This window comes from Ruegeria sp. (genome assembly GCF_965199275.1).
GTDB lineage: Bacteria > Pseudomonadota > Alphaproteobacteria > Rhodobacterales > Rhodobacteraceae > Ruegeria.
Genome location: NZ_CBDAQX010000021.1, coordinates 26,643 through 39,918, shown reverse-complemented (window position 1 = coordinate 39,918; position 13,276 = coordinate 26,643). Strand labels below are relative to the sequence as shown.

General features: G+C 61.7%; 9 protein-coding genes. 8 read left to right on the top strand and 1 reads right to left on the bottom strand.

Annotated elements, in window-relative coordinates; all coding sequences use genetic code 11:
• The first annotated feature begins 11 nt into the window (after positions 1-11).
• The 8 genes from dsr1 (at position 12) to ACOERD_RS14900 (ending at position 11,478) form a co-directional block, all read left to right on the top strand.
• A complete protein-coding gene (dsr1, locus tag ACOERD_RS14935; protein ID WP_419739558.1) occupies positions 12-3,761 on the top strand; it encodes an anti-phage defense-associated sirtuin Dsr1 in 3,750 nt (1,249 codons plus the stop codon).
• A 92-nt stretch (positions 3,762-3,853) separates the two neighbouring features.
• Positions 3,854-5,881, top strand: a complete 2,028-nt coding sequence (locus ACOERD_RS14930) for a conjugal transfer protein TraG (protein ID WP_419739557.1) — start codon at positions 3,854-3,856, stop codon at positions 5,879-5,881.
• A gap of 252 nt (positions 5,882-6,133) precedes the next feature.
• Positions 6,134-6,658: a CopG family transcriptional regulator gene (locus ACOERD_RS14925; RefSeq protein WP_419739556.1), complete on the top strand. Its 525-nt coding sequence runs from the start codon at positions 6,134-6,136 to the stop codon at positions 6,656-6,658.
• A gap of 29 nt (positions 6,659-6,687) precedes the next feature.
• The gene (gene trbB / locus ACOERD_RS14920; RefSeq protein ID WP_419740147.1) at positions 6,688-7,647 is read left to right on the top strand and encodes a P-type conjugative transfer ATPase TrbB; all 960 of its coding nucleotides are present in this window, start codon (positions 6,688-6,690) and stop codon (positions 7,645-7,647) included.
• Positions 7,648-7,670: 23 nt separating this feature from the next.
• Entirely contained in the window at positions 7,671-8,186 is a 516-nt protein-coding gene (locus ACOERD_RS14915) for a TrbC/VirB2 family protein (RefSeq protein WP_419739555.1), read from the top strand.
• Positions 8,183-8,446 (top strand): VirB3 family type IV secretion system protein, encoded by a 264-nt coding sequence (locus ACOERD_RS14910; RefSeq protein WP_419739554.1) that lies wholly within the window; start codon positions 8,183-8,185, stop codon positions 8,444-8,446. Before ACOERD_RS14915 ends, ACOERD_RS14910 begins: the two co-directional genes overlap by 4 nt.
• Before the next feature lie 27 nt (positions 8,447-8,473).
• The gene (trbE, locus tag ACOERD_RS14905) at positions 8,474-11,086 is read left to right on the top strand and encodes a conjugal transfer protein TrbE (RefSeq protein ID WP_419739553.1); all 2,613 of its coding nucleotides are present in this window, start codon (positions 8,474-8,476) and stop codon (positions 11,084-11,086) included.
• Positions 11,087-11,094: 8 nt separating this feature from the next.
• Complete coding sequence (locus ACOERD_RS14900) at positions 11,095-11,478, top strand: hypothetical protein (RefSeq protein ID WP_419739552.1); 384 nt, start codon at positions 11,095-11,097, stop codon at positions 11,476-11,478.
• Between the two features lie 6 nt (positions 11,479-11,484).
• Here ACOERD_RS14900 and ACOERD_RS14895 read toward each other — a convergent pair whose 3' ends face one another.
• Positions 11,485-13,227, bottom strand: a complete 1,743-nt coding sequence (locus ACOERD_RS14895) for an IS1634 family transposase (RefSeq protein ID WP_419737624.1) — start codon at positions 13,225-13,227, stop codon at positions 11,485-11,487.
• Positions 13,228-13,276: the final 49 nt, after the last annotated feature.

Genomic DNA, 13,276 nt, shown 5'->3' with positions numbered 1-13,276 from the left:
GAGATCAAAGAGTGCAATTCGTAAAGAACGGCCCCGATATTCCTGAGCACCTGATCCAAGCACATGAAGAAGGCGGTGTGGTGTTTTTCTGTGGGGCCGGAATCTCCTATCCGGCGGAACTGCCGGGATTCAAGGGGTTGGTTGAAGATATCTATACAAACCTTGGAACTGAGCGCGATTCGGTTGAGGATGCAGCCTTCGAGCAGGGCCGTTATGACACGGTGATCGGTCTGCTCGAAAACCGGTTCCCCGGTGGACGTGCGGCTGTCCGCAGCCAGTTGGCTGAAGTGCTCACACCTGAGCTGACAAAGCAGTCACAAGCTACGCGAACCCATGATGCCCTGCTGACGCTGAGTCGAAGCCGCGAGGGGCAATGCAGGCTGGTGACAACCAATTTCGACCGGTTGTTTGAAACGGTCATCGCGGACAAAGATATTGAAGTTTCACGGTTCAATGCACCGTTACTGCCCGTCCCCAAGAATCGCTGGAACGGCCTTGTTTATCTTCACGGCCTGTTGCCGCAGGCTCCTTCGGAAGAAGATCTGAACAGACTGGTTGTGTCCAGCGGGGACTTCGGACTTGCCTATCTGACCGAGCGTTGGGCCGCACGCTTCGTGACCGAACTGTTCCGCAACTACACCGTTTGTTTCGTTGGATACAGCCTCGACGATCCAGTTCTGCGCTACATGACGGATGCCCTGGCGGCTGACCGGCTCATGGGCGAAGCACCGATAGAGGCGTTTGCGTTTGGCAGCTTCAAAAAGGGAAAGGGCGCGGCTGCGGAACAGGACTGGAGAGCCAGAAACGTCACGCCGATCCTTTACCGGGAAACCAAAAAGCACACGTATCTTCACAAATCCTTGCATGCGTGGGCGGAAAGCTATCGTGACGGCGTTCGGGGAAAGGAGGCCATCGTCACGCGGTATGCCATGACCGTGCCGACCGGCAGCACAGCTCAGGATGATTTTGTTGGCCGGATGTTATGGGCACTCAGCGATAAAGAGGGTCTGCCCGCAAAACGTTTTGCCGAATTTGATCCTCTGCCCTCGCTTGAATGGCTGGAGGCTTTTACCGACCGGCGGTTCGGTTACCATGACCTGCGCCGCTTCGGGGTTCAGCCGAATTCGGAAAAAGACGAAAGACTGACCTTCAGTCTCGTGATAAGGCCTTCCCTTTATAGGCACGCGCCATGGATGGCGCCGATTTTGCTGCATGACTCCGTAGGAAAGTGGGATGACGTCATGGGGCAGATAGCCCGCTGGCTGGCGCGGCATCTGGACGACCCCAAGCTCCTGCTCTGGATCGCGAACCATGGCGGGCAGCTTCACCCCTGTTTTCTGGCGATTGTTTCGAGGTCGATGGTAGAACGTCATGACAGCGCCCAGCCGCTGTCCTCGCCGATGCAGCGCCTGTGGCGCTTGGTGGTCGCTGGTCGGCTGAAGGGCGGCAATGATGGTGTGGACCTGTACACATGGAGGGAAGATTTCAAAAGGGACGGCCTGTCACCTTCGCTGCGGTGGCGTCTGAGGCAGGCGCTATCACCCTGTATCGAGATCGGAGAACCGTTTCGCTTTCCTACGGGGGACAGCGACGGTGAACAAGAAGGCGATGCAACAGGCAACGTTAGTGTGGCCGATCTGGTGCGATGGGAAATCGTTCTGGGCGCTGACAATGTTCAATCTGTCCTCGATACCCTTTCGGGCAGCGACCTATGGCAGGAAGCGCTTCCGCAATTGCTTCCGGACCTGACGGCTCTGGTTCTGGATACACTTGATCTCATGAGCGAGCTTGAAGGAGCCGACGATCATCATGACCTTTCATATATTCATCAGCCTTCGATCAGCCCACATGAACAGAACAGTAATTTGTGCGACTGGACGGCCCTGATCGAGCTAACGCGGGATGCCTGGCTGGCAGAAGCAGAAAGGCAGCCGGACGTTGCCCGGAACGAGGCCAGACGCTGGACGATGATTAAGTACCCGATGTTCCGGCGGCTGGCACTTTTCGCGGCCGCCCAAAGGCCGGATATCCTTCCTCCGGACGAAACAATTCACTGGCTTCTGGCGGATGATCGCCGTTGGCTTTGGGCCAATGAAACGAAACGCGAGGCAGTCAGGCTTATCATGGCGCTGGCACCCATATTGTCTCCCGAGCAGAGCACCGTTTTGCAGCAGGCCATTCTTGATGGGCCGCCGGATCAACTACTCCGGGATGATATAGACCAACGTCTCATTGACCGGAAAACATGGTTGCTCCTTGCGAAATATCGCACCGCCGCCGACACACTGATACCAGAAGCATCGGTTCGACTTCAGACACTCTCCGAACAATATCCGGAATGGCAACTGGCAGACGATGACCGGGACGAGTTTTCATTCTGGATGGGTGATAATGACGACTGGCGGGTATTCCAGCCCACTCCGAACTCGCGCCGCGAATTGGAAACTTGGCTGCAAAAGAACCCGTCAACCGACCAATGGGATAAAGCAGACGATTGGGCTGACCATTGCGTGAGTGACTTTCCGCGCACGGCCGTTGCTTTGTTCAGCCTTGCACGGCAGGGAATATGGCCCGTTGAGCGTTGGCATCAGGCTCTACAAGCTTGGTCGACCGAACGGTTCCGGAAGCGGTCGTGGAAATATGCAAGCCGCGTGCTCGCCGATATTCCCGATGACAGGTTGAAGGAAATCGCGCACCCTGTCGCGTGGTGGCTGGATTCCGTTGGTGGAGAATTCACCGGAAGCGAAGCCGTGTTTTTTGAGCTTGTCCGCCGAATCCTGGAGATACAGAAAAACGATCCGTTCGATCTCTCGGACGATATTGTGTTTCAGGCGATTAACCATCCGGTCGGCCTTGTCACCCAAGCAGCGATGCGCTGGTGGTACAGGCAGAACCTGCGGGACGATGAAGGATTGCGGGACGAGGTTAAATCACTGTTCGCGGAGATATGCGATGCAGACGCTGCTGGTCTTCGATATGGCTGCATAATCCTAGCCAGAAATGTGATCGCGCTATATCGGGTTGACCGCGACTGGACCGAACGGCACCTGTTGCCCCATTTCGACTGGGGGCGGGATCAAGATACCGCCCGTGGGGTGTGGCAAGCTTTTCTGCATTCGCCCCGCTCGCACTGGCCTCTGCTGGACACGCTCAAATCGTCGGTTCTGACGACCGCTGGACATCTTGCCGATCTCGGAGAAACATACGGCAGGCAATATGTTGCGTTTTTTACTCATGCAGCATTGGATCCGAGTAAAACCTACAAAAGCTGTGATTTCAAGGCCGTGATCGGGGCCTTTCCGCCGGTAGCGCTCGCACAGACAGCGGAAACTTTGTTCCAGGCTTTTCAGGGGGCTGGCGCGCAACGGCCGGAATATCTTCGTAACCTGATTGCGCCATTCATGAAGTGTTTTTGGCCGCAGAGGAACGAGGCCAGAACGCCGGAGGTCTCAAGGTATTTTGCCAAACTGTGCGCTGCCTCAGGAGACGCATTTCCTGAGGCGATGAATATCTTCAGAGACTGGTTGCGGCCCATTGATGACTTGCACTATGTCGTTCACCTTTTGGGGGAATCCGGACTATGCACAGACTTTCCAGGGAAGGCGCTGGATTTCCTGGGTCGGATTATTCCGGGCCAATTGCCGTATCCCCCAGAAGAGTTGCGGGCTTGTCTTGAAAATATTCGGACCGCCCGATCTGACCTGGAAGCCGATCAACAATATCAACGGCTGGACACGCTTTTGCGGCAGCAAAATCAATAGAGCGCACTCCAGCGTACCTAAAGGGCATAAGCGTTTCGGCCATCTCGCGCCATAATCGCTTCCGTTTGCCACATGTAACGGAGCCCTTTGCCATGACGCCCACCAAACTGCTGATTGGCCAGATTGTCGTCGTTTTCGCCATGGTCCTTCTCGGCGTCTGGTCGGCGACGCAGTGGGGTGCGGCGATGCTGGGCTATCAGCCGCAGTTGGGGCCCCCGTGGTTCGTGCTGTTCGGCTGGCCGGTTTATGAGCCGTGGAAGCTGTTCGAGTGGTGGTACTTCTACGAGGCCTATGCACCTGATGTGTTCGACCGGGCCGGGATGCTGGCGGCGGCAAGCGGCTTCATAGGGTGCGCGGCGGCTATTTTCGGTTCGCTGTGGCGGGCGCGGCAATCGCATCTGGTGACCACCTATGGTTCCTCGCGATGGGCGCTGCCGCGCGAGATCGGCAAGGCCGGACTGTTTCGTCCGGCGGGTGTGTTCCTCGGCCAATATGAAGACCGGTATTTGCGCCATGACGGGCCGGAACATGTGATGGCGTTTGCCCCGACCCGCTCGGGCAAGGGAGTGGGGCTGGTCGTGCCGACCCTGCTGTCGTGGCCGGACTCGGCGGTGATCCACGACATCAAGGGCGAGAACTGGCAGTTGACCGCCGGCTGGCGATCGCGGTTCTCGCACTGCCTGCTGTTCAACCCGACCGATCCCCGGTCAGCCCGCTACAATCCTCTGCTTGAGGTATGCAAGGGACCGGACGAGGTGCGCGACGTGCAGAACATCGCCGATATCCTGGTCGATCCCGAAGGCGCGCTCGAACGCCGGAACCATTGGGAAAAGACCAGCCATGCCCTGCTGGTGGGTGCGATCCTGCATGTGCTCTATGCCGAGGAGGAAAAGACGCTCGCGCGGGTGGCGACCTTCCTGTCCGACCCGAACCGGCCTTTTACGGCGACGCTGCGGCGGATGATGGAGACCAACCATCTAGGAACGGCGGAGACCCCGCAGGTCCATCCGGTGGTGGCGTCGGCCGCGCGCGAGGTGCTGAACAAGTCGGAGAACGAGCGCTCGGGGGTTCTGTCGACCGCCATGTCGTTTCTGGGACTCTATCGCGATCCGACCGTGGCGGCGGCGACCGCGGCCTGTGACTGGCGCATCGCCGATCTCATGGACGCAGCACATCCGGTGTCGCTCTATCTGGTGGTGCCGCCATCGGATATATCGAGGACGAAGCCGCTGGTGCGGCTGATCCTCAACCAGATCGGGCGGCGGCTGACCGAACGGCTGGAGGGCGACCCGAAGAAGAGCCGCCGCCATCAGCTTCTGATGATGCTCGATGAGTTTCCCGCACTTGGACGGCTTGATTTCTTCGAGACGGCGCTGGCCTTCATGGCGGGCTACGGCGTGCGCGCCTATCTGATCGCGCAGTCATTGAACCAGATATCGAAAGCCTATGGCGAGAACAACGCCATCCTCGACAACTGCCATGTGCGCATCGCCTTCAGCAGCAATGACGAGCGCACGGCAAAGCGCATCTCGGACGCGCTGGGGACGGCGACGGAACTGCGGGCCATGCGCAATTATGCGGGTCAACGGCTGGCGCCGTGGCTTTCCCATGTCATGGTCAGCCGGCAGGAGACGGCGCGGCCGCTCCTGACCCCCGGCGAGGTGATGCAACTGCCGCCGACGGATGAACTGGTGCTGGTCTCGGGGCTGGCACCGATCCGGGCAAAAAAGCTGCGCTATTACGAGGACGGGAATTTTACCGAACGGCTGCTGCCCGCGCCGCAGCTTGCAGAGGGCGACTATGCGGACAGGCCCGAGGCGCGGCCTGACGATTGGGGCAAAGAGGTGCGCCGGACGGATAGGCGGCTGGCCGCTGAAGATGACGGCAGGATCGCAGCATCCGCTGACGAAGGCGGGATGCAGCAACAGCGCCATCCGGGGGGAGGGGAAGAAAGTGTTAAAACCACTGAGCCCGGGCAGGGCGACTTGCCGAACCTGCTGGAGGATGAGTCTGACAGCCCCGCCGATCAGACCATGATGGATCGCGCCGCCACACCCGCGCGCGTCTATGGCGTCAACGAGGCGATGGGGCCGGACAGGGATTTGCTGGACGGGTTCTAGAGCGCGTCCGGTCCTCCAGGTGCGCCCTTGAGCAGGACCGAACGCGTCCGGGCTTCGCAATCGCTGCCGTGACCCGGCCTTTCGGGTTTACGACTTCAATCAGACCGGACAGGCTCCGTGATCATCGTCATGGTGCGGCTTCATCTTCTGGTTCCGTCCGTGATCGTGTGTGGTCGTACATAAAGGCTATAAGGGATTTCAGAGTTCCGGGCGATCCTTGTTCCGACGTTCGATTTGTCAGGACAGGACCGCATGAAACCGCGCCACAACATCTATATCGACGAGGAGACCAGCGCCGAACTGGAAGCGCTGGCGGCCGGACCCGGCGCATCGAAATCGGCGATCGTCTCGGATGCCCTGCGCCACTATCTGCGCCATCGCGGCGCATACCGGATCGATGACGCCCTGAAATCCCGCCTCGACCGGCTGTCGCGCGAAACGGGTCTTGTCCGGCGTGATATTGATGTGCTGACCGAAACCCTGGCATTTTTTGTCAGGCTGTATCTGACCTTCAACGCTTATACGCCGGTTCCCGACCAGGCGACGCAGCGGCAAGCGCGGGACCGGTTCCGCAAGTTCACCGAGCAGGTAGGCCGTCAGATCGCAAGCGGCAGGCGCTCCCTCGATCCGGATGACGTAGCGGATGACGAACGGGCCGCCGACCGGCGCCCCGAAACAGCCGGTGATCGTCACAGAAAGACTGGCGCCCGCGACTCCGTTAAGGACCATACCAGCCCCGGGGCGGATCAGCCCAATCAGAGGGAGGACCGGCCATGAGCGACACGTCAGACGCGCGCCGACGCGCCATGCTGAAGACGGCGCTGGGGCCGGTGATCGGCAGGGCGCTGTCCGACCCTACTGTCATTGAGGTGATGGTCAATCCCGACGGCCGATTGTGGATCGACCGGCTCGGCGAAGGCAGGGTTGACACGGGCGTGTGCATCCCCGCATCCGGGACCGAGCGGATCATCCGGCTGGTGGCCTCCCATATGCGCGCCGAGGTTACGGCGGACACGCCCATCGTCAGCGCGGAACTGCCGTCCTCTGCGGACGGCCCTCCGGATGGCATGGGTGGTGAACGTTTCGAGGGGCTGCTGCCGCCGGTGGTCCTGCGCCCCTGCTTTGCCATCCGCAAACCGGCGGCAAGGATCCATACACTTTCCGACTATGTCCGGGACCGGATCATGACGCCCATCGAGGCCGGCGCGCTCAGAGAGGCGGTACGGGCGCGGAAGAACATCCTGGTTGCGGGCGGCACGTCCTCGGGCAAGACGACGCTGGCCAACGCGCTGCTCGACGAGATTTCCGATTGCGATGAGCGGGTCATCCTGATCGAGGACACGCGCGAACTGCAATGCGCGGCGACCGACTGCGTGGCGCTCAGAACCCGCGCGGGCGCGGTGTCCATGGGCGACCTGGTGCGCTCGACGCTCCGGCTCCGGCCCGACCGCATCATCGTCGGCGAGGTGCGCGGGCCGGAAGCGCTCGACATGCTCAAGGCGTGGAACACGGGCCATCCGGGCGGCATCGCCACAGTGCACGCCAATTCGGCGCATGCGGCGCTCTACCGGATCGAACAACTGGTGCAGGAAGGGGTGGCCATCGTGCCGCGCCGCCTGATTGCCGATGCGGTGGATCTCATCGTCTTCATCACCGGGCGCGGCGCCACGCGGCGCCTCAGTGCCATCGCCGGGGTCAGCGGGCTCGACGCCAATGGCGATTATGCCGTCACCGCTTTTTCCCCGCTGCACCTGCAACACCTCTGATCTTTTGGAAAAGGAAACCAGTCATGCGCAAGACCGACAATATCCATTGCGACCGCCCCGGCCGGGAAAATTCAGGACCGGGAAATTCGGGGCCGGGAAATTCAGAATGGGGACATTTCGGGCGAAAAAACCGTCAATCCGCCCCGCATGACACCGCCACCGATTCCGGCACTGTCAGCATATCGCCGACCGGTTCAGGTCGGGCCAAAAGCCGTCGGCACCCCTGCCTATACAGGAAACTCCGGTCCTGTCTCTCCGCCGTTTTTGTGTTTGTCTATGTGGCTCCCGCTTATGCGGCCGGCTCCGGCATGCCGTGGGAAGCGCCCCTGCAAAGAATCCTGCAATCGGTGCAGGGACCGGTGGCCAAGATCATCGCGGTGATCATCATCATCGTCACCGGTCTGACGCTCGCCTTCGGCGAAAGCGCGGGCGGCTTCCGGCGGCTGATCCAGATCGTCTTCGGTCTGTCGATCGCCTTTGCGGCAAGCAGCTTCTTTTTGTCCTTCTTTTCCTTCGGCGGCGGGGCGCTGGTGTGGTGACGGATCAGACGCAAGGCTTCGAGGTGCCCGTCCACCGGGCGCTGTGCGAACCGATCCTTTTGGGCGGGGCTCCGCGCCCGGTCGCGATCACCGGCGGCACCATCGCCGCCGCCGTCGGTCTCGGCCTCCAGCAATGGGTGGCCGGACTTGTCCTGTTTGCCCTCGGGCACACGCTTGCCGTTTTTGCCGCGAAGCGCGATCCGGCGTTCATGGCCGTGCTGGCGCGGCACCTGCGGCAAAGCGGCTGGTGGCGATGTTGAGGGGTATTTCATGCTGAGGGGTTTATCATGTTAAGTCTGGCCGAATACCGCAACCGGGCCGACCGGCTCGCCGATCTGCTGCCCTGGGCGGCGTTGGTGGCGCCGGGCGTCGTCCTGAACAAGGACGGCAGTTTCCAGCGCACCCTGCGTTTCAGGGGGCCTGATCTGGAAAGCGCGACGGAGGCCGAACTGGTGGGCCTCTGCGCCCGCGCCAACAACGCGCTCAAGCGGCTCGGCTCCGGCTGGGCGCTGTTCTTCGACGCCGAACGGCTGGAGGCGCAGCATTATCCGGCTTCCACCTTTCCCGATGCGGCCTCCTGGCTCGTCGATGAGGAACGCCGCGCGGCGTTTGAAGGGGCGCCGGACCGGAAATCGCTCCGGTGGAGCGATTTCCCGGCAAACGCGCAGGGCCGGCATTTCGAGAGCCGCTATCACCTGACGCTCGCCCATATGCCGCCGCCGGATGCACAGGCCCGCATCGGGGACGCGGTTCTCGACCGCGACCGGAACGGAGCCGGAGAGGGAGAGACAAACGGCAGCGCCCGCAACTGGCGGCAGGAGCTTGCCCGGTTCCGCGACGAGACTGACCGGGTGCTGGACCTGATGGGCGGTTTCCTGCCGGAGATCCACGCGCTCGACGATGGCGAGACGCTCACCTTCCTGCACGGCACGATCTCGACAAAGCGCCATCCGGTCGCGGTGCCGGAAACCCCGATGTATCTGGACGGCGTTCTTGTCGATACGCCGCTCACCGGCGGGCTGGAGCCGATGCTGGGGGAGACGCATATGCGCACGCTCACCATCATGGGCTTTCCCAATGTTACCCGCCCCGGTCTTCTCGACGCGCTCAACCATCAGGATTTCGCCTATCGCTGGGTGACGCGCTTCATCCCCCTCGACAGGACGGCGGCGACGAAGGTGCTGACCCGCCTGCGCCGGCAATGGTTCGCCAAGAGAAAGTCGGTTGCCGCCATCCTGCGCGAGGCGCTGACGGGCGAGGCGACGGTGCTCGTGGACAGCGACGCCGACAACAAGGCCTTTGACGCCGATGCGGCCCTGCAGGCGCTCGGCGGCGATCATGTCGGCTTCGGCTATCTGACGACAACCGTCACGGTGTTTGGTGCGGACCGGCAGGGGGTGGAGGAAAAAGCCCGCGCCGTCGAGCGCATCGTGAACGGGCTCGGCTTTACCGCAATCCGCGAAACGGTGAACGCGGTCGAGGCCTGGCTCGGATCGCTGCCCGGGCACGTTTACGCCAATGTCCGCCAGCCGCTCGTGCACACGCTGAACCTGGCCCACCTGATGCCGCTGTCGGCGGTGTGGTCCGGGCCTTCACAGAACGCCCACCTCGCCAACGTCACCGGTCAGGACGCACCGCCCCTGCTTTATGCGAAGACCAGCGGGTCGACCCCGTTCCGGCTGTCGACCCATGTGGGCGATGTCGGCCATATGATGGTCGTCGGCCCGACCGGGGCCGGCAAGTCGGTGCTCCTGTCGCTGATCGCTATGCAGTTCCGCCGCTACGCGGGCGCGCAGGTCACCTTCTTCGACAAGGGCCGGTCGGCCCGGTGCCCGGTGCTCGCCATGGGCGGGACGCATCATGCGCTCGGCGGCGACGGTGCGCCCGCCTTTCAGCCGCTGCGCCACATCGACGATTCTGCGACACGGAGCTGGGCGGCGGACTGGATCGGCGACCTGCTGGGCCACGAACAGCTTGCCGTCACGCCGGAGATAAAGGATGCCGTCTGGTCGGCGCTCACCAACCTTGCCGACGCGCCGGCGGGCGAGCGCACGCTGACGGGTCTCGCGGCGCTCCTGCAATCGGGGCCGGTCCGGGCGGCGCTTCAACCCTGGACGCTTGACGGCCCGAACGGGCGGTTTCTCGACGGATCGCAGGACCGGCTGGTGCTGTCGGATGTGCAGTGTTTCGAGATGGAGGAACTGATGCACCGGGAAAGCGCCGTCCTGCCGGTGCTCACCTACCTGTTCCATCGTCTTGAGGAACGTTTTGACGGGCGACCGACCCTGCTGATCCTCGACGAGGCCTGGGTGTTTCTCGACAACCCGCTCTTTGCCGCGCGCATCCGCGAATGGCTGAAGGTGTTGCGCAAGAAAAACGTCTCGGTGATCTTCGCCACCCAGTCGCTGGCCGATATCGCCGACAGCGCGGTCGCGCCGGCGATCATCGAGAGCTGCCCGCAGCGTATCCTTCTGCCCAATGACCGGGCGGTCGAGCCGCAGGCACGCGCGGCTTACGCACGTTTCGGTCTCAACGACCGCCAGATCGACCTGATCGCCCGCGCGACACCCAAGCGTCACTATTACCTGCAATCGCGGGGCGGCAACCGGCTGTTCGACCTGGGCCTGGGGCCCGTCAACCTCGCCCTGTGCGGCGCCTCTAATCCGGCCGCACAAACCCTGATCGACCGTGTCCTGGCTGAATACGGCCCGAACGATTTTGCCGCCGGCTTCCTCAAGGCCCGCGGCCTCGATTGGGCCGGCAACCTGATCGCGCAGTTCCCGTCTCCCCAAAAGGAGACATCGCAGCAGCAGGCACCGGAACACAAGACACAAGTACACGAGGCACCGGCACAGGAGCCGGGTCCGGAAAATTCCCAACAGGAGGAGCCATCCCCATGAAACGCCCCATGAAACACCGTTCACACGCTCTTGCCGCCGCCTGTCTTGCCGCTTTTCTGGCGCTGTTCCCGCCGGGTCCTGCTGCGGCCCTGTTCGGGTTCGGTGGCGTCGTCTTCGATCCAACCAACCATGCGCAGAATGTGCTCACCGCCACCCGGGCGCTCGAACAGATCAACAACCAGATTCGTGCGCTGCAGAACCAGGCAAGCATGTTGCAGAACATGGCGAAAAACCTTGAGCGGCTCGATGTCTCCACCCTCGGCCGGATGCAGGCCGCGCTGACCCGCCTGACTTCCGACATTTTTTCGTATAAGTCATTGATATTATTATGCCTTGGTTGCCAAAAGGCACTACACGGACTTTTTTCGCCAGCGATTGTTTCGGAGTGTTGAGGGAGCTCAGGCTTTGGTCTGGCCAGTTTTTCGGGTGCGCCCGGGGGGTATCTTGAAAGGGGCTTCGTTCCAGGTCAGGCCGACGCAGGTGAGGATGCGTCTGGCATCGACCGTGGCATGGCTTGGCATGCCGTAGCGGTCAGGGGTGCCTTTGTGGCGCAGGATCGAGAGCTGCAATGCGTTCAACTCGTTGCGGATACGAGCCGGGCTCATCGGGTGTCCGAGCAGGTCCAGATGCTTGCGCAGGTGCTGCAGGCAGCAGAAGGCCATGTAGCAGATGGCGATATGGGCCCGGACCCGACGCGGCGACCAGTGATAGATGGGCCGGATTTTCAGATCGTGCTTGTTGGTGCGGAAGCAGGCTTCGATCTCCCACAACTGGTGATAGCGGGCAATGACGTCCTGTGCCTCCAGTTCGTCCGCACCATGAACAACAATGGCATGCAGCCCGTCCCATTGTGCCGCTGCCTTGATCTTTGCATCATCCAGCGTGACGTCCCCGCTGTCGGGGAAGGCCAGGAAGCGGCCATATCCCCGGCTGCTGAAGCTGCCGGGTTTGCGAGAGCGCTTGAGCTTCTTGTGCAGCTTTTCGATTGCCTTGTCGCGCTTGTGGGCATCATTGCGTGCCCGGGTGGGTGACCAGGTCACAATGACCCGCGCTCCCTCCTGGTCGATCACCTTGTACCAGCCCTTCTCGGTTGCCTCTTCAGAACCGTGTCCAGCCCAAGGCTGGCGTCCCTCCGGGCTCAAAATGTTCGCCTTCACGGCGGCCGGGGCGGACTTCATGCGATAGCCGAGGATGTAGGGCAGACCCTTGTTCTGCAACATCTGCTGGTTGTCCTTGCTGAGCATGGCGGCATCGGCCACGAACGTGACCCTGGCCACGTCGAAGCGTCCCTCCAACGCCTTCAGCGCAGCTTCCAGCGTATGACCTTCCCAGGTGTTTCCCGGGAAGAGTTCATAGCCCACAGGCAGCCCATCGGAGGTGACGATCAGCGCCAGCATGACCTGAGCGCGGTGATGCTTGCCATCCTTGCTGAAGCCCTTGGCCAGAAGATGATCCTGCTCGACCCCGTCCGCATCCTCGGCCGGGTCCTCGCGCTCGGTGTCAAAGGCCAGGGTCGTGCAATCGTAGAACAGCACGGTCACTGGCCCGCCCAGCAACTTCTCTGCCGCCGCGTGAGAGGTTTTGCAAATCCCGTCTATCACCGGCGTATTGATGTAATCCATGCTCCGATAGACCACGTCCAGATTGAGCGTGATGCCTGCCTGGTTCTCCAACGCCTCCACGGTCGCGCGCTTGCTCTCGGGCTGTGCGATCCGCGCCATAACCAGCTCTTTCACAATGCGATTGGCACTTTTACGCGCCGCCCCCAGAAGGGCCCCCCAACCCAGTTGGTCATACATCGTCCCCATGACATCCCGCAGACCCAGAGAGACCCGCGCCTCCTCACGGCACTCGGCAAGATCAACGCCAAGCTTGTCCGGCCGCGGAGCGCGGCGCACCAGCGCCTGCAGATCGGCATATTCCGTGGGCGTGAACAGTTCCATTTGCGGCGAGCGATCAATGCGTAATTGCTCCATCAAGCGGCCCGCCAGACGCTTGATATCCTCAATCTCGCTGTCGTTATGGGCCACACCCACATGGCGCAGGATCTTCTGGCGTACCTTGGAGCCGGTGCGGACGGATTCAACGATCTGGATCCGTGTGCGGTTGAGCTTTGCGTCATGTTTGGTGCGGATGAACATGGGCGAAGAGGTTAGCCATCTGAAGGCCCATGTCAATACTTTTTATAAT